The organism is Kitasatospora sp. NBC_00039, assembly GCF_045160625.1.
GTDB lineage: Bacteria > Actinomycetota > Actinomycetes > Streptomycetales > Streptomycetaceae > Kitasatospora.
Map to the genome: position 1 here is coordinate 2,520,194 of NZ_CP108289.1, position 17,191 is coordinate 2,537,384.

A 17,191-nucleotide genomic window follows, 5' to 3' on the forward strand; every position below is an offset into this window, starting at 1 on the left:
CGACCTCATCACCTGGGCGAAGACCAAGCCCCCCCCGGAAGTCCTGGCTGCGAAGGCCGCGCTCGAAGCTGCTGTGCAGGTCGAAGGTCAGGATGTTGGGCACCTGCCGGTCCCAGCAGTCGTCCATGGTCCACTGGCCGAACGGGTTCCAAAGCCGCTCCTTCACCGCCGTGGCCGGGGTGTAGTACCCGCCCGCCCGGCCGAGACCGCTTCGGCCCCCTTTGGCGTCAGACTGCCGCAACCAGGGCCGTGAGAGGAAGTGCCGTGGCGTCCTCTGCGGGGCGCGACAGGTAGAGCGCGGTGTGGAAGTAGCCGTCGGTCTCCTTCGCACGAGGGTCCTCACCAGCCGCGGTCACCGCGTCGACGGCGTACTGCTGCTCGTGGGCGCTGGTGAATCGGCGTTGCGGGAACGTATGGGTGGTGGTCTTCTCGGTGATCAGGCCGTAGGGGATCAGACCTTCGGCGATGGTCTGGTAGGAGCCGGTGCGCAGAACGAACGCGGCGACCCACACGGGTTCGCGGGCTCCGGCCAGGAGTGGCTGGAAGGTGCGGGGGGACAGGAAGCTGGCCCCGCCGGTGAGGGTGATCAGGTGCGTGAGTCGGGCGGCACGAAGGAGCGCCGGGGTGGGTGGCGCTGCCTCCAGGTTCTCGGCGAATCCCTCGTTCAGCAGACCGACGGCCCGGGCGTAGGCGATGGCGTTCGCGGCCATATCGAGTCCGATCACTCGGGCCGCGTCGGGGCGTCGATGGGCCGCGTAGTAGGCCTGATCCCATTCGATCAGTTCAGCGGTGGTGAGTGCGGCTGCCTTCGGGGAGGTGTAGTGGGCGTACAGGTCCTTCAGCGTCAGGTCGTGGTTGAGGAGGGCTGCGTTGATGCCGTAGGAGCAGCAGATGTCCAGCACAGTGACCGGTCCTGCGGAGCGGGTCTGGTGTGCGCGGGCTTCGACCAGGTGGTGGAAGATCCGCTGGGCGTGATGGGGTGTCTGGTACTCGAAGGCGCCGAGCTCGCGGTAGAAGGGCCGGGGGTCGGGCTGGTCGTAGATCTCATCGAACCGGGTCATCGCTTCTTGGGCCAAGGAGTCCCTCTTCCTGGACGAGCCGGCCGCAGGCTCTTCCGTGCCCGTGCTGTTCCGTGTATGCGCCATCCCATGCACCCCTCTCCGTTGCCTCAAACGCCTGCAACCACCGGTGCCGGGGGATCAACGAGGACAGCACCGCGAACCACAGCCGGTCCTCCGGCTCGTGCCGTACGGGCGCGGTGAGTTGGCCGCGCAGTACCGCGTTTTCATGCCGCAGCACCAGCAGTTCGGCGTCTTTGGCCGCGTCCCGGCGCAGCAGTACCGCCGGGACCGCGAGCAGCTTCCGCGCCGCTTTGTCCACCAGTGAGACGATCACCCAGACAGGGTCCAGCAGGCCGTGACGGCGCACCAGATCCACTCCGAGCAGCAGCGATGAGTGCCCGAACGGCACACGGGGCGCCCGGCACTTCAACGGACATCGGCCCCACCAGGGCCTGGGCCAGCTCGCGCCCCACGACGGCCCCGAGGTCATCCCCCTGTCAGCGGCTCGGATCGAACGCCGACAAACCGTCGCAGGCCTCATCAACGAGGACCGCCAGGCAAGCTGATCACCCGACGAAACAGCAGGTCAGATGCCCTGAGGCCATTTTTGAAGCGCTGCGGTGTCATCGGACGGCAGCTCGGTCTGGGACCACACCGCCTTCGAACACGAAAGGCCGCTCTCTCGCCACGAGGAAGCGACCTCCACCGCTCCCGTCGTCAGGTCATTTCGTGGCCGCCGAGGTGGTAGATCTCGATCGTCACTCGCGCGCCCTGCGGGTCCAGGAACTGCTCGACCAGAGCTTCGTTCAGTTTGTTGAGCGCCCAGGCGTCCTGGGCCTTTTTGGCCAGCTGCTTCAGGCCGAGGCCGGCTCCGGTCGGCCGCAGCAGTCGGTTGTGGCTCACCCACGACGCCGTCGTGGTGCGGAGAAAGCGCGCGGTCTTGTCCTTGTCGGGGTTTCCCGCCTGCGCGAAGTCGAGGTAGCGGTGCGGCGGCAACCCCTCGCGGCTCGGTATGGCCTGACCGTTGAGCGCCTTGCTCAGGAGCGCCCTTGAGGCCGGAGTCCACCCGATGTTCCCGTGCTGGAGATCGCTCCACGTCGCACCGTTACTCCGGGCCTCGTCCCGCTCTTCGACGGAGATATTGCTGACGATGAAATGTCCCGACATTGCTCTCCTCTAGGCGTCCGGCGTGCCTCGGCCTGAAGCACGCGCTCATCACGTCGAGTTGCCTCCCGACTGCAGCATGCTTACTCAGCTCGGGCGGCCCGGGTAGCTGCACCCATCCAGGTAGGGCAATACTCGCCAGCCCACCCGGCGCGACGACGCCTACGCCCAGGCCAGTAGTCCCATCGGAAACACGTCGGAACCAGCGGCTGCGACTACCTCGACCGCTACCGGAATCTGACTGGATCCGGAAACCTGCGTCACCTGCGGCGACTTGGGCTTTCCGGCAAGTGAGCGCTGTCGGCGAAGGGATGACCGTTCGCCTGCACGGATGGCATTCTGGCCAAATTCCTCGCGGCACGGCAGTTGACCGGATACCGGCAGGTCATCTCATCAGATGGGGTGGCCCTCACCCCGGAAGACCGTCCTCGCGCCGGAGCGCGCCGCGACCATCCCGCCGGCCCGATGGGCCCTCGAGCGGCAGATGATCTACCCGTCGCGCCACGACGCCCCGGGGGCCCTGCCGGACTCGATCGCCGTCCTGTCCCGCCGGGTCGACCGCCGCACGTGCGGCAACGATGTCATCCTCAGGCCCGAGCGGTGCGCGCAGCCCCGGACGCGGTCGCGTCCTCCACCATCGACGCCGCGCACAAGCATTTCGAGCAAGACCCCGAGGGCAGCATCGAATCCGGCACACTCGCCGCGTTGGTGGTCCTCTCCCCGAACTCACTCACGACCGAACCGGAGAAGACCAAGGACATCACGATCGCCGGGACCATCAAGAAGGGAACCACCGCACTTCCGGGTTCGCCGCCTCCGGCTGACGGTGGTCTGACACGATCGGAGGCATGCCTGATTCATCATCAGTTCCCACCGCTCACGGGTCTCAGGCGGTGCTGTCGTGGGCGCGGGAGGCGGGTTTGGTGGTGGACGCCCGGGGGGAGCGCCGCCTCGGCGCGATGCGGCTGGACGTGCTGGCCGGCCGTGCGCTCCCCCGGGGCGACCCCGCCGACGTGGCGCTGACGGCGCAGTGGGCGACGTTCATCTGTTGGGTGGACGACCAGATCGACCGGCGGGGTCTGGGTTCGGCCCCCGGCGAGCTGGAACGGTTCACCGCGCCCCTGCGCCGGGTACTCGCGCCCGACGCGGAGCCGTCCACCGCCGCTCCCCCGCACGCGGTGGTGTTGGCGGGGTTGTGGGAGCGGACGGCCGCGGGGATGTCCGCCCGCTGGCGGGCACGTTTCACCGCCGACTACACGGACTTCCTCGATGCCTGCGAACAGGAGGCGGCATTGCGCCGGGCCGAGGTCCGGCTGCCGCTGGCGGCCTATCTCGAACTGCGGCGGCGCACGATCACCCTGCTGCCCATGCTGGACGTCCTGGAACGTACCGGCCACGCCGAGCTGTTGGAGGATCCGCGCGTGGACGACCGACTGCGGGACCTGCGCCTTGTGGTGGCGGATGTCGCGGGTTGGGCCAACGACCTGGCATCGGCGGCGGACGACGAGGCCGCCGGCCAGGACAATCTGATGGCGCTCCTCGCCCGCCGGAACCACTGCTCGACGGGCGCGGCCGGGCTGCGGGCGGCCGCGATGGTCGAGGAACGCCGGGCGGCCTTCCGGACCACCGCGGCGGCGCTGCGCGCCACCCCCGGCCTGCCGCAGGACCGGCTGGAGGAGCTGCGCCGCTACGTGGACATGGTGGAGACGTTCATGGCCGCCACCCTGCACTGGCTGGCCGTCACGGGGCGCTTCGCCCCCGATTCCGAGCCGCCCACCATCACCGGCCGCCCGTGCCGAGCCCCTGACCGACACTCCGGCGACAGCAGCGCGCTCGACGACGCCCAAGGACGGACCCATGAGACTCGCCCCGATGACCGCCGGCCTCCCCCGCTGGCCCGACGCCGTCTTCCCCGCTGATCTGGTACCCGCCACCGCCCGGCTGCGCGCCCACCTCCTGTCCCGGGTCGACCCGGAGGGAGCGGTACGCGACCCCTGCCACAGCCGTGTCCTGGAATCCGCCCTGCTGCTCGCCCTGCTGGACCGCACCCATCTGGAACCCGCCGCCCGGGCCCGGCTGGCCGGCTACCTCACCGGAAGCCGTGACTCCCCGAAACCGCTGGACCGGCTGCTGGCCCGAGCCGCCCTCGACGGCCGGCCGGCCACGGTCGACCTGCTGAACGTCAACCGGTTCCTGGCGCAGGCGCCGGACTTTACCGGAGCACGCAAACGCGCCCTGTTGCACGCGGTCCTCATCCTGCTCGGTGCCACCCCCGACCCGGCACTCCCCGGCACCGAAGCGTTCGACCTGCGCGGCCTGCACACCTGGGCGCGCGTCCAGGTCACCGCGGTCAAGGCCGTCCTCGCCCACACCCACCGCCACCCCCACCTGGTCGACGTACGCGACCTGGAACTCCTGCGCTCCACCCAGCGCCCGGGGACCGTGTGGGAGGGAAACCTCCTCATCCACCTGTCGGTCCTGCACGCCCTGGCCACCCTGCCCGGCCACCACCACCTGATCACCGAGGGGATACGCACCGCGCTGGAGCACCAACGCCCGGACGGCGGGATGCCGTTCATCTGCGACGAGGACACCTGGCTCACCGCCACCGCCGGCCTCGCCCTACACGCCACCGCGGCCCCCGCCCCGGTCCTGGACGCCATCGCCGAGCGCCTGCTCCGCCTCCAGCAGCCCGGCGGCGGCTGGTCCTACAGCGAACACGCCCGGCTCGCCGACGCGGACTGCACCTCCGTCGCCGTCGAATTCCTCCACACCACCGGCCCGAAGACCCACCAGGCGGCGATCACCCGCGCGATCAGCTCCCTGCAGGCCCTGCGCGGGGCCGACGGCGGCTTCCCCACCTACCTCGCCGGCGCGCCCTCCGAAGCCTGCATGACCGCGGCCGCCGCCAACGCCCTCAGCACCCAAGGCCACCACCAGCACGCCACCGTGCAGGCCGCCCTCGTCCACCTCGCCTCCCAGCAGCACGCGGACGGCTCCTTCCCACCCGACTGGAGCAGCAGCCGCCTGCACACCGTCTTCCGCGCAACCCTCGCCGCAATGCGCCACCCCAGCCACACCACACCCGGCAGCCCCGCCCAGCACATCATCCGGCGTGCGACACGGTTGGTGCTGAACTCCCAAAACCCCGACGGCGGCTGGGGGCAAGAGAACGGCGAGGTCAGCGACGCCCTCAGCACCGCCTACGCCCTCATTACCCTCAGCTCCAGCAGTCCCCTGCCCGGCCCCGCCGCCCGAGGCGCCGCCTACCTGCTGACCCGGCAACGAAGCGACGGGTCCATCGTCGGCCTCCCGGACTCCATCGGACCTCGCCCCTTCGGCTTCACCGTCCCCGCCCTCGCCGACGCCTTCACCCTCCTGGCGCTCGGACACCTCACCCACCGCCTGGCCACCGCGGAACCGCGCACCCCGAGGGAGCCGCCGCCCCTGGCCACGGCGCCCCTCACCGCGGCGAGCCCGTGATCAACCGGTCCCAGCCCGATGACCACCGCCTCCGCGCACCCGGCTGCGCTGTCCCGGAAGGACTCCGCCGTGCCCGCACCCGCACGCCCCACTCCCATGGACCTGACCCTGCACACCATGGCCCAGACCGGGCCCGGGCTGTCCCTGGCGATCGGCGCCTTCCTCCACCTGGAAGGCACCGTCCCCCCGCTCGCCGACCTGCGCGCCCACGTCACCGCCAACCTCGCCCGGCTGCCCCGCCTCACCCACTACCTGAAGGGCCCAGGACTGCGGGCCCGCTGGGCCCGGGACCCGGACCTCGATCTGGAACACCGGGTCCGCGAACGGCGGATCGAGCCCGGCGACGAGAACCTCGACATCGCGCGGCAGGAACTGCTGACGCACCCGCTCCCGGACGACGGCCCGCTCTGGGACCTGTGGCTCCTGCATGGCCACGCCCCCGGCCGCTTCACCCTGTGCTACCGCGCCCACCACACCTCCCACGACGGCAGCGGTGTGCTTAACACCCTCTACGAGCTGTTCGGCACCGCCCCGGCGGGGGCCACCGCCCTCACCACCCGTGCGGTCCGGGCCTCCCGGGCGGGACTGGGCGACTACCTCCGCACCCTTGGGGGGATGCTCGGCTCCGCCGCCGCCAATGACCTCTGGAACGATCCCGCCCGGCCCCTGAGCGGTGCCCGGGCCGGCGCCTGGGCACACGTGCCCACCGATCTCCTGCGTACCGCCGGCACGGCACGCGGCGGCAGCACCAACGACGCCGTACTGGCCGCCCTGGCCGGCGCACTGCGCACCTGGAGCGGCGAGCACTGGCCCCGGGCCGCCAGCCGACCGGTACCCGCCGTCATGATGGTCGACCTGCGCCGAGCCGAGGAGGACGTCCTCCCCGGAAACCTCTTCACGTTCGCTCCCGTCCCCCTCCCCTGCCACCGCCCGACCGCGGCCGAGCGCCTGGACGCGATCATCGCCGCCAGCCGGGGGCCGAAGAATCCCGCCCGGCGCACAGCCATGCGCACCATCACGGACCACACCCCGGCGCGAGCCTTCCACACACTCGCCACCCGACTCACCACCCCCTCCAGGGCGATCATCGACACCTCCTACGTCTCCCTCAACGAACCCCTGCAGTTCCAGCACGCCCCCGTCACCCACCTCCACCTGTTCACCTGGCTCCCGCACAACCACCCCGCCTCGATCGCCGCGTACAGCTACAACGGCACCACCAGCGCCTACTTCGTCACCGACCGGGCCCTCCCCTGCCTCGACCGGCTCCCCGCCCTGTGGGCGCAGGCCGCCGCGCAGCTCGCCCCGGCACGGTGAACGGACGCCCGGACGGCGCCGGCGGCCCTCAGCAGCGGCCCGCCAACGGCCGACACCCTGTCGGTCCGATGCCCCCGCGCCGCTGCCGCCACCGACACGGTCAGAGACCGGGCGCACTGGCACGACCATTCGTGCCACCCGCAGCACCGCTGCATATTCCCGCCGGCCCTGCCCTTGCCGATAACCTCATCCGCCCTGGTGAGAAGCACTCGCGAGAGTGCAGAGAAGTGCCGACCCTCGTCAGTCGAGCCGGCGCTCTGGCAGAGCCGCCATGCTCCCGGCATGATGATCGACCGTGCTTCTGCGACTGGCGTACCTGGGTGCGACAAACGCGCTCGCGATCCTGCGACTTCTGCCGATGAGCGACCGCGCCAAGGACGTGGAGATCCTCGCACGGCGCCATCAGATCAGCGTGCTGGAGCGGCAACTGAGCGGACAGCGGGTGCGGTTCGAAGCGAGCGACCGGGCCTTCCTGGCAGCCCTGCTCCAGGGTCTGCCGACACAAGTGCTGCATCGGATGCGGTTGCTGGTGCGGCCGGACACCGTGCTGCGCTGGCACCGCGATCTGATCGCCCGCCGTCACGCCGCCCAGTCCCGGCCCAAGCGCGGCGGCCGGCCGCGCACCGTACGCTCCATCCGCGCCCTGGTCCTGCGCCTGGCCGCCGAGAACCCGGCGTGGGGCTACCGGCGCCTGCACGGTGAACTGCTCGTCCTCGGCGTGAAGGTGGCCGCGTCCACGGTCTGGGAGATCCTGAAAGAGGCCGGCATCCCACCGTCACCCGAGCGCACCTCCACCACCACAGGGTTGCGGCGGGCCCTCGGCCGATGGCTGCGGTCCCCAGCTGGTCCCCAGCAAGATCGCAAAGCGGCGGCATCGCAGCCACTCACCACCTGTCGGACCATCAACAAAAAGGCCGCTGGCCTGGGAATTATCCCGGCCAACGGCCTTCCGACATCACTGTCGGGACGACAGGATTTGAACCTGCGACCCCTTGACCCCCAGTCGCGCGACCATTCACCTTTCTGCACGTCAGGCGCTGAACGGAGCGCGGCGTCCGTGCGATGGAAAGAAGTCCGCGTACGGCGGTTCGCCGCGTGTGGTCCCTCGTCTGTCCCCAGCGTAGCGGGCGCTGACCTGCAAGGCGACCTGCCGGAGAGACCTCTCTAGGAACCGACGGAAATGCGCTCAGAAACGACTGTTAGGTGTCGTAGGAGGACGGCCAGAGGCTTCATTGGAACGGATTGCAATCGAGAGGCGATTGCATCGCGTGGGTCAGCCCTGCCATCTAACTCTGCATTTGCCGATCGAGGCCTTCCAGTATCGGAGAGGTTCGTCTCCCTTCGCCGACTGGGCGGTCTCCGGATATTCGCAGTCGGGCCCGAGTGCTGCGACCAGAGGAGCCCACTAGTCGCTCAGCTGACCAGTGGGCTTAGACGTTCTACGAGGAGTACGTCGCGCCAGACGCCGTGGTGGTGGCCGATGCGTTCGCGGGTGCCGATGACGCCGAAGCCCGCGCGCTGGTGGAGGGCGAGACTGGCAGTGTTCTCGGGGGATGCCGGACTAACGGGGCCGACTGCGGTCACCAGGACCGCAGTCGGGGGCCGGGCACTATTCGGCGGGGCGCGGGACGATGACGAATCCGTCGCCGATGACGTGGCCGAACCCGGACTCGGGGGCGGGCCGGTCGGGTTCGGTGAACTGCTCCTTGGGGTGACCGGAATCGCCCTTGAACGGCTCGGTGCGGTCGCGAACCTGGCAGTGACCCAGGCCTGCGCCGTCTCGGGCGGGTTACCGACGACGATCAGCGTTGCGGCGGCCAGCACGCCGCACGCCACGAGACCGGCCTGAGCGATGCGGAGCACGCGCCCCGTCGGGCGGAGCCGCGGCGGGAGCTTGCGGGCTGCGGCGGCGAGGGCGACGAAGGCGGCGATCGCGGTCATCTGCCCGATCTCGACACCGATTTTGAACGCCAGCACCCGCGCAACCTCGCCGTCCTCGGGCAGGTGGAGGTCCTGCAGGCGGGTGGCCAGGCCGAGGCCGTGGATGAGGCCGAAGCAGGCGACGGTCAGCGCGAACCAGCGGCGCTCGCCCGCGTCGAGCAGGCCGACGACGCTGGCGAAGACGAGGCTCAGCGCCACGACGACGTCCACGGCGACGGGGTTCACGCGCCAGCCGGCGAGGGTGGCGATCATCAGCGTGGTGCTGTGGCCGAGGGCGAAGAGGCTGATCAGCCCGGCGGCGCGGCGGGCGGAGTCAGCCTGGAGGAGGACGGCGGCGACGAAGAGCAGGTGGTCCCAGCCCAGCAGCATGTGCGTGGTACCGAGCCAGACGAACTCCGGTGCGCTCTTGCCGGCGGCGGGGCCGATGCTGTGCGCGGACGCCGACGGTGCACCCGCTGCCAGGAGCAGGGTGATCAGCGTTATGAGGGCGGCGCCTCGGCGCCGTAGGTGGAGCATGGGTGAGCCTTTCCGAAGATGGGGGGCCGCGATCGCCGTCGCCACGACCGCAGCACTCAACGCGACCCGCTGCCCGGACCGGTGAATCCGGGGCGCGCGGCGCGCGGTGGCAGGTCGTAGCGGGGGTGTGGAGGACCGGCTGAGGCGCGTGGGCCGGGCGACGCCCGACGGGGCGGTCCGGGTCCTGCGCGATAAGGGTCAGGTGCCGGAGGTACGGCGGCGCCACCACAGCGCACCGCCCGCGACGGCGGCCAGGACCGCGACCACGCCGATCGTGATCGGCACGCCCGGCGACGAGCCGTTGTCGTCGGAGGTCGCGGCAACGGGTGCGGGGTTCGGCGACGCCGGGGCGCTGGGCGCGCCGGATGTGGCCGGGCTGGCGGCCGCCGGGCTGGACGGGGCGGCGGTCCGTCCATCCTCCGGGCGGATTACCTGCCAGGGCGGGCTACTGGTTGGAGGGATGCCCCAACCGGGCAGGATAGCCAACTGATCGTGGCTGGCCGTGAGTCACGCGGTCCCGTTATCGGTCTCGGCGGACCTGGCGAAGTCTTGGGCGGAGTGGCGATCGGTGCTCTGGTAGTCCCAGTTGGGTTGGCGAGACTGCTGTCCTGTCGCACCGAAGCTGACGAATTCTCACCGGATCTCATCCGTGTTGTCGGATTCTCACTGTTTCGCGTTCTGACCTGGCCATAGCCGTGCGGACCAGGCCGGCCAGGGCGAGGGAGCGGCTGTGCGCGGGCCAGGCGATGTGGGTCACGACGGAAGGTGCGTCGGCCAAGGGAACGGCCGCGTGCTCGGCCCACAGCCAGGAGCGGGCGGAGTCGGGGGCGACCGCCACGGTGCGTCCGAGGGCGATCAGCTGGGCCAGTTGTGTCTGGTTGTGGATCTCGGGGCCAGGGCCGGGTGCGTAGGTGCCGCGGGTGGGCCAGCGGGCGAGCGGCAGACCGGGGACGTCCCTGACATCGGCCAGGGACAAGGTCTCGCGGGCGGCGAGGGGGTGCCCGGCAGGCAGGACGGCGACCTGCCCCTCGGCCGCCAGTGCCTCGCTGTCGAACCCGGCGAGGGAGTTCCACGGCGTGTGCATAAGCGCGACATCGGCGCGTCCGTCGCGCAGCAGCTCTTCCTGCTCGCGAATGCCGCACGGCAGCACCTCGATCTCGGCACTGTCGGGCTCGGCCGCGTAGGCGTCGAGAAGCTTCCGCAGCAGTTCGTGGGACGCAGCGGCCTTCACCGCGAGGACCAGCCGACCGCGGGGGCCGCCAGGACTGTCGGCACCCCCGGCGCGCCGGGTGCGGCGGACGGCGGCAGCGGCCGCGTCGAGAGCCGCCCGGCCCTCCTGCAACAGCACTTCCCCGGCACCGGTCAGGCGGACACCACGGCGGTTGCGCTCCAGCAGACAGACCCCCAGGCGCCGTTCGAGCTGCTGGATCGCCCGCGACAGCGGCGGCTGGGCCATGCCGAGGCGCTCGGCGGCGCGCCCGAAGTGCAACTCCTCGGCCACAGCTACGAAGTACCTCAACTCGCGGGTCTCCAGGGTGTCCACGGCCGCAGCATACGCGGTGATACCCGCCGGGTATGACAGGGCACCGTACCGGTGTTGGCCGCACCACCCGCCCACGGGCCAACATCATCAGCATGAGCGAAACGACCACCGCGCTGGTGACCGGCGCGAACAAGGGCATCGGCTACGAGATCGCGGCCGGACTGGGCAGCCTCGGCTACCGCGTCGGTGTGGGAGCACGCGACGCGACCCGACGCGAAACCGCCGTCGGCAAACTGCGCGCCGCCGGCGTGGACGCGTTCGGGGTACCACTGGACGTGACCGACGACCGCAGCGTCACCGACGCCGCGGAACTGATCGAACGACTGGCCGGACGCCTGGACGCCCTGGTCAACAACGCCGGCATCCCGGGCGAAATGGGCCCGGGATGGCTACAGGAGCCGACCACGCTCGACCTGGAAGTGCTCCGCACCGTCGTGGACACCAACGTCATGGGCGTCGTCCGGGTCACCAACGCGATGCTGCCACTGTTGCGGCGCTCCGCCTCCCCACGCATCGTCAACGTCTCCAGCAGCGTCGGCTCCCTGACCCGACAGGCGGACCCGGACACCGAGATCGGCCCCATCATGGCGGCCTACGCACCGTCGAAATCCTTCCTCAACGCCCTCACCCTGCAGTACGCCCGACAGTTCGCCGGCACCAACATCCTCATCAACGCCGCCTGCCCGGGCCTGGTCGCGACCGACTTCACAGGCTTCCACGGACCCCGCACCCCCGCACAGGGCGCAGCCACCCCGATCCGGCTCGCCACCCTCCCCGACGGCGGCCCGACCGGTTCCTTCTTCGAGGACGACGGCGTCGTCCCCTGGTGATCACGAACCCGCCGTGGATTCCGCAGAAACCAGATGCACTGAGAATCCCGGGCCGAGCGTTCTCATCGAACCTGGCAACCCCGCAGCTCAACACAAGATCCACAGGCAAGCCCAACGCGACAGGACAACTGCGGACGGCGGGCTGGCCTGGCGGTCAGCCCGCCGTCCAGCGGTCATGTTCGCGTGGTTGGCATACGCCGTGAGACTCCGCCGAGTGCGGTCGAGGGCCGGGGTGTCCGCGGGCCGGCGGATGTGCCCGGCATGCCCGGTTGGATTCCGGCTTCGCCCGGCTCTGCGTCAGATGAGAGGGCAGCGGGGCGCGGTACGGGCCCCGCTGCGCCAGTCGCGGGGGGCGTTCGGCGCACCGGGGCTATCTGGCGATCTGAGTGCGGTCAGCCGAGGGGGAGGTCCAGGTAGGACTCGTTACCGGCGGTGGAGCTGATCTTTAGGGTGCTGTAGGCGGGGTTGGTGTCCGAGTAGAGCTGGTCCTTGCTGTTGATCACGAGCATGACCTTGTGGTTCGCGGCGATGTCGTAGGCGGCCGCCTGGAGAGCCCAGGTCACGGTGGCGGCCTTGCCCGGGTTGTCGGCGGTGAGGGTGTACGGCTCGTGGGTGATGATGGTGGCGGTGCCGTCCGGGGCGAGGTCGAACAGGTAGGCGACCAGCGTCGTGGAGGTCCCGACGCCGGTCACCGTCAGGTGCACTCGGGGGATGCCCCGCACGCGGCGAGCGCCGGCCGGTGAGACCCAGGTGGCGAGGTAGCGGCGGTCGAACTTCCCGGTCGTATAGATCTTCGGATTGCCCTTCCACTCGGCCTGGCCGGTGGTCATCACGGCGTCCACGGCGGTGGCCTCGGTGAGGTTCCCGGTGGTGAACGAGACCGTCCATCCGGAGGCCGGGCGCGTGCCGAGGGCGCCGTCCTGGCTGCCGGAGGGGGTGGCGCCCAGGTACAGCTTCTCGGTGTCGGTGGTCACCTCGTCCCAGCTCCGCTTGCCCTCGCGCACGGCCGGGGTGAACATCACCTGGTTGTTGACCTGCGGCCAGGACGGTACGTCGTTCCGGGTGCCGAGGATGTGGTGGTCGAGCCAGGCGAAGGCCTCGTCCACGGGGAGGTTCGGGCCGGAGAACGGGATGGTCAGCCCGGCGCTCTCGGGCGCGGCGTGGTCGCCGATCCACAGGTTCAGGTGCTTGGGGACGGTGAGCGCGTTGAAGGTGTCGAGGACCTCGTTGACCGGGAAGAGGGTCTCGTGCCAGGTGTTGGAGACGAAGGTCGGGATGCCGCGGGCGTTGGTCTTGTCGACGTAGTTCTGCGGCGAGCGCTCCTCGGCCCAGGCGCGTACCTCGTGGAGATTCTCGCCGTTGTGGAAGTCCCGCAGGATCTGCTGGGTGGCCGCATCGAACTTCCGCTCCACCGGCCCGCCGGTGAAACTGGTCAGCGCGTTGACGGCGGCCAGGTGCTGGGTGTCGTTGCCGAGCAGCGCGGTGGCCAGGTTGCCCCAGGCGCTCAGCGCCACCACCGCGTCCACCCGACCGTCCGCGTCGTGGGCCGCGACCAGCTGGCTGATCCCGGAGCCGTAGGACTCGCCCAGGAAGGCGATCTTGCTCGGGTTGAAGGTCTGCTGCGCGTAGTCGATCATCGCGAAGCCGTCCGACCAGTCCTTGCGCCCGCCCACGTCGATCGTGCCCTGGGATGTCCACGGGGCGTCGATGAACCTGCCGCCGCCGACGTGGGTGGTCAGCCCGATGCCGCGCGGGGTGTAGGCCAGCACGTGGTAGCCGCGCTTGGCCAGCTGCAGGTAGGTGTATTCGAACAGCGCCCAGCCGAACGGGGTCCACCCGGAGGGAATGATGACCACCGGGCGCGGCTCGCTGGTGTTGAGCTTGATGGTATGCGCGGAGAGCCTGGTTTTCCCGTCGGCCGCGGTGATCCACGGGAAGCCGATCGTGGCGATCTGCTGCACGTCGGTGACCATTTGCTGCAGGTCCGCGGTGAGCACCTGCTGCGCGTTGGTGCCCCGCAGCGTGGCAACCAGAGCCTCGCCCACGTCCGCGGCCGCGGGGTTGACGGACGGTCCGGACGCCCAGATGCCGAAGTTGGCGATCTGCGTCAGCTGGTCCGCGGTGACCGGGGTGATCGAATCGTCCTGGGGATCGCTCATGGTCTGCTTCCTCTCACAAGTCCGTGGCCGGAGTGGGTGTTCGCACGTTCATGATCGGGGCGCCAGTACGTGTACGCTCTGTTTCGAGGCGATGTTCACCCGAAGCGCCTACAGGGCTGCACGCCTTGTCATAACTGCCGGCTTTCCAGGGGGCGCGGCACGTTGGCGTGACGCGATCTTCATACCGGGCCGGATTTCGCGGGCGGAGCATCGGCTCCTGACAAGGAGGTCGAGGCGGTGCTCGCACACCCCGAAGCCGCCGTCCGCGCCGCCTTGCTGAGAGCGGGCTCGGGATCCCGGCCCTGGCTCGCTCGGCGCACGTGTCGGCCGCGGATGGCATCTCCGAATCCGCGGGGCGGCGCCCCGGCTCGGCCCCACGCTGCTCAGGAATTTCCCATCGGGTAGAAGACGAACTGGCCGCCCCGGTCCTGGTCCACCTCGCCGACGTACGTGTCCCCGCGGTGGACGGGCAGGGCCGCGGTCGCATGGCCGTACCCCCAAGTGCCCGACTGGTAGGCCTTGGCGTTAGGAGCGTTCAGCGTGACCTTCGCGTCATTGGTGAAGCCAACCAGGAACCCGTCGGTCTTGGCGGTGTCGGTGACCTTGCGGGCGTCCTCCACGATCGGTTGGCCGAAGATCTGCACCCTGCCCCGGGTGGCGTTAAGGGTGTCATCGCTTTGCAGCATGCCGGTTACCGAGAGCTTGCCCGCGGTGATCTCCGGATTCGCGCCGCTCGCCGTGATCGCTCCTGTTGAGTTCAAGCTCGGCGTGGTGGCGCTCGTCGTCGTGACGGCGCCATCAATGGTGCACGTCTTCTCGGCCTTGATGACTGCTTGGGCGTTCAGCGGGCCAGCCATGGTCACCGAGACCGCGTCGAGGGTCAGGGCGGGGGCGCCCACCAGCGAGTCGGCGCGCAGCCCTGGCATGAGGGGTCTGCTCACGGCGACGGTGACGGAGTCGTAGCGGTCCAGACCGCCCGCGCTGGTCTTGACCATGAAGGTCTCGTCGCGCTCCAACGGGGATGTCGCATGGGGGAACATGATCGGGATGCCGTTCGGATGCGCCGTGGAGTACAGCGTCTGCTCCCCGGCCGGCCCCTGCCAGGTGAGGACGACCGGTGTGCCTCGCGGTACGAGCGTTGCGGGCTTGGCGTCGGGGCTGGTCGCGGTGCCGAGCCGTGCGGTGAGGTTCGCCGTACTGTCCGCCTCCTCGTCGGCCGCGGTTGCGCGTGCCTGTGCCGCCCCGGTCCGCCCCGCGGGCAGGTCGCGTCGCGCGCGGATGAACGACTTGTCCACCCTCAGCATTCTGGGGTCGTCGCGGTCGATCTCGGGCTCGCCGGGACGGGCGCTGTGCTCGATGATCCGCACCCAGGCGGTGCCGGGTTTGCGGCTGACCTTGACGCCGGTGAGTTTGATCACCAGGCTCGCGGTCTCCTGGTCTTCCCGTCCGTACTCGGACAGCACGAACTCCGCCGTTCCGCTCTGCGGCACCGCGATCAGGACGTCCTCCTGGACGGCGACCACGGACCAGGTGTGCGGGGTGGCGGTCGCCACGACGCCGACGCCGGTCTGGGCGAGGTCCTGGGCGATCGTGCCGACCGGCAGCACGATGGTGATCCGGCTACACCGCACCGGCGTCGGGAGCGGGTTGGAGATCAGCAAGTGCAAAGCAGCCAGGGACAGTTCGCCGTCCGCCGGGCTGTGGATCAGCGGGTCGGGGGTGGTCCGGATCGCGTAGCTGAGCAGCGGCGCGGCGGGCGGGTCCGCTTTCGTAGTCGTCATCGGCGCTTTCCTCCTTGCCTGGTCGGTGGGTGACGGTTCCTCAGATCCCGAACGGGTACCAGCTGAACGTGTCACCGGGGCCGCCACCGCCCCAGGTGATCTCCTGCTCGGCCTTGACTGGTGCGATCAACGTCCCGACTCCCGCCCACGACTCGTTCTTGAATGTATGGGTGGGCGTCGTCACCCACGGTGCACCGCCCCCGTCCATTGCGTTGACGAGGATGAGGCCGTCGGTGGGGAACGTCTGCGATCCGGACGCCGGCAGCGGCGTGCGTCCGGCCTTGAGGATGTTGACCCGCCCGGACGCGGTGAGGCCCAGGGTGGTCGTCACGCTCGCCGCGGTCAGGTTGCCCGCGGTGAACGTTCCCACGACTTCGAGTTTGCCGCTGAACTGGGTGGTGGCCGCCTTGACCGTCGGTGCTTCGAGGCTTCCGGTGATCGACGCCGTGTTCTTGCCGTGCATCGCTTCCTTGACGGTCAGCGGCTTCTCGGTCCGCACGGGCGAGGTGATCTGCAGGCCGGGTGGGTCCACGTGGCCCAGGCTTCCGTTCGGCAGGGTCACCCGCGGGTACTCGGGCACGTCGACCTGCAGCGTGAACGAGTCGTAGCGGCTGACGGTTTGGCCGCCGACCTGGGAGACCGTCTGCAGGGTGAACGTCGTCTCGCGGTACAGCGGGCCGCACACCAGCTTGGGGGGCTTGCTTTCGTCGATCGGTGTACCGGTCTCCTGGTCCTCGTAGTGCAGGTGTCGCACGACGTCGCGCGCGGGGTTCCAGGCGACGGTGACCTTACTGCCGTGCGGCACGCGGACAGCGGGTGGACGCCCTTCGATCGGCTGCTCACCGGCGTAGACCCGCAGGTTGGTGCCGACCGGTAGCGTGGCCGTGGTGCCGGCCGGGAACTTCGGGAGCCGAGCGTGGCCCGCGCGTGGCTCCGGGGTGTCCTGCCTGATGGCCGAGGTCTCGGTGATCAGCGGATAGGCCACCCCCACGGCGCTGTTGACCGGCACGCAGTCGACCTTGAAGGTCAGAGGATCCTCCGTGATTACCGCCGCCTCATCGGTACTGGGCTCGAACTCGAAGCGGGCCTGGGTGTGGCTGACGGTCTGTCCGGTGCGTACCCATCCCGGGGTCGTGGTCGACGCTTCGATGCCGACACCGGTGCTGGCGAGGTCACGTGGGCGGCTGCCGACCGGGAGTTCGATAACGATCGAGGTGCAGCGCACAGCGACGTTACCGCTGTTGGAGATGACCACCCGCAGTGTGGCGGGCGAGGGCCCCGAGAGGTTCGCCTCCAGCGGGTCCGGATCGGTGCGTACGGCGTGGTCGAGCAGCGGGGCAGCGGCCGGCGGCACAGTTCGCGCGGCAGACGGGGCGAGGGGCATCGGGGGCCTTCC

13 protein-coding genes and 3 pseudogenes are annotated in these 17,191 nt (G+C 70.1%); 5 read left to right on the top strand and 11 right to left on the bottom strand.

From position 1 onward, the window contains the following. Positions 1 to 79 precede the first annotated feature (79 nt). The 4 genes and pseudogenes from OG286_RS11300 to OG286_RS11315 all read right to left on the bottom strand — a co-directional run. Positions 80 to 127: pseudogene (locus OG286_RS11300) on the bottom strand (hypothetical protein); the annotation flags it as partial. A 100-nt stretch (positions 128 to 227) separates the two neighbouring features. After that, positions 228 to 1,061 (bottom strand): hypothetical protein, encoded by an 834-nt coding sequence (locus OG286_RS11305; RefSeq protein WP_396323557.1) that lies wholly within the window; start codon positions 1,059 to 1,061, stop codon positions 228 to 230. Then, positions 1,045 to 1,437: an integrase gene (locus tag OG286_RS11310; RefSeq protein WP_396323558.1), complete on the bottom strand. Its 393-nt coding sequence runs from the start codon at positions 1,435 to 1,437 to the stop codon at positions 1,045 to 1,047. The genes OG286_RS11305 and OG286_RS11310 overlap by 17 nt, the downstream gene beginning before the upstream one ends. A 341-nt stretch (positions 1,438 to 1,778) precedes the next feature. Continuing rightward, positions 1,779 to 2,228, bottom strand: coding sequence for a hypothetical protein (locus tag OG286_RS11315; RefSeq protein WP_396323559.1), 450 nt, complete (start codon positions 2,226 to 2,228; stop codon positions 1,779 to 1,781). Positions 2,229 to 3,148: 920 nt separating this feature from the next. Between OG286_RS11315 and OG286_RS11320 the strand changes: the two genes are divergently transcribed. The 4 genes from OG286_RS11320 to OG286_RS11335 all read left to right on the top strand — a co-directional run bounded on the left by OG286_RS11320 (position 3,149) and on the right by OG286_RS11335 (position 8,193). Continuing rightward, positions 3,149 to 4,144: a terpene synthase family protein gene (locus tag OG286_RS11320; RefSeq protein WP_405365168.1), complete on the top strand. Its 996-nt coding sequence runs from the start codon at positions 3,149 to 3,151 to the stop codon at positions 4,142 to 4,144. Continuing rightward, positions 4,083 to 5,708 (top strand): prenyltransferase/squalene oxidase repeat-containing protein, encoded by a 1,626-nt coding sequence (locus OG286_RS11325; protein ID WP_405361988.1) that lies wholly within the window; start codon positions 4,083 to 4,085, stop codon positions 5,706 to 5,708. The genes OG286_RS11320 and OG286_RS11325 overlap by 62 nt, the downstream gene beginning before the upstream one ends. Positions 5,709 to 5,777: 69 nt before the next feature. Continuing rightward, the gene (locus tag OG286_RS11330; RefSeq protein ID WP_405365170.1) at positions 5,778 to 7,025 is read left to right on the top strand and encodes a wax ester/triacylglycerol synthase domain-containing protein; all 1,248 of its coding nucleotides are present in this window, start codon (positions 5,778 to 5,780) and stop codon (positions 7,023 to 7,025) included. 295 nt (positions 7,026 to 7,320) lie between these two features. Beyond that, a complete protein-coding gene (locus OG286_RS11335; protein WP_396323563.1) occupies positions 7,321 to 8,193 on the top strand; it encodes a helix-turn-helix domain-containing protein in 873 nt (290 codons plus the stop codon). A gap of 245 nt (positions 8,194 to 8,438) precedes the next feature. Here OG286_RS11335 and OG286_RS11340 read toward each other — a convergent pair. The 4 genes and pseudogenes from OG286_RS11340 to OG286_RS11355 all read right to left on the bottom strand — a co-directional run. After that, a pseudogene (locus OG286_RS11340) lies at positions 8,439 to 8,576 on the bottom strand (GNAT family N-acetyltransferase); the annotation flags it as partial. 285 nt (positions 8,577 to 8,861) lie between these two features. Next, a pseudogene (locus OG286_RS11345) lies at positions 8,862 to 9,482 on the bottom strand (HupE/UreJ family protein); the annotation flags it as partial. A gap of 198 nt (positions 9,483 to 9,680) precedes the next feature. Beyond that, positions 9,681 to 9,968 (bottom strand): hypothetical protein, encoded by a 288-nt coding sequence (locus OG286_RS11350; RefSeq protein ID WP_396323564.1) that lies wholly within the window; start codon positions 9,966 to 9,968, stop codon positions 9,681 to 9,683. Positions 9,969 to 10,125: 157 nt separating this feature from the next. Further along, positions 10,126 to 11,025, bottom strand: a complete 900-nt coding sequence (locus OG286_RS11355) for a LysR family transcriptional regulator (RefSeq protein WP_396323565.1) — start codon at positions 11,023 to 11,025, stop codon at positions 10,126 to 10,128. Positions 11,026 to 11,117: 92 nt separating this feature from the next. Between OG286_RS11355 and OG286_RS11360 the strand changes: the two genes are divergently transcribed. Then, a complete protein-coding gene (locus OG286_RS11360; protein WP_396323566.1) occupies positions 11,118 to 11,855 on the top strand; it encodes an SDR family oxidoreductase in 738 nt (245 codons plus the stop codon). A gap of 392 nt (positions 11,856 to 12,247) precedes the next feature. Here OG286_RS11360 and OG286_RS11365 read toward each other — a convergent pair whose 3' ends face one another. From OG286_RS11365 to OG286_RS11375, 3 genes are all read right to left on the bottom strand, one after another. Next, positions 12,248 to 14,014: a CocE/NonD family hydrolase gene (locus OG286_RS11365; RefSeq protein ID WP_405365173.1), complete on the bottom strand. Its 1,767-nt coding sequence runs from the start codon at positions 14,012 to 14,014 to the stop codon at positions 12,248 to 12,250. Between the two features lie 383 nt (positions 14,015 to 14,397). After that, on the bottom strand, positions 14,398 to 15,795 hold the full coding sequence (locus OG286_RS11370; protein ID WP_396323568.1) for a hypothetical protein: 1,398 nt from the start codon (positions 15,793 to 15,795) through the stop codon (positions 14,398 to 14,400). Positions 15,796 to 15,835: 40 nt separating this feature from the next. Further along, entirely contained in the window at positions 15,836 to 17,179 is a 1,344-nt protein-coding gene (locus OG286_RS11375) for a hypothetical protein (RefSeq protein WP_396323569.1), read from the bottom strand. Between the last annotated feature and the right edge of the window lie 12 nt (positions 17,180 to 17,191).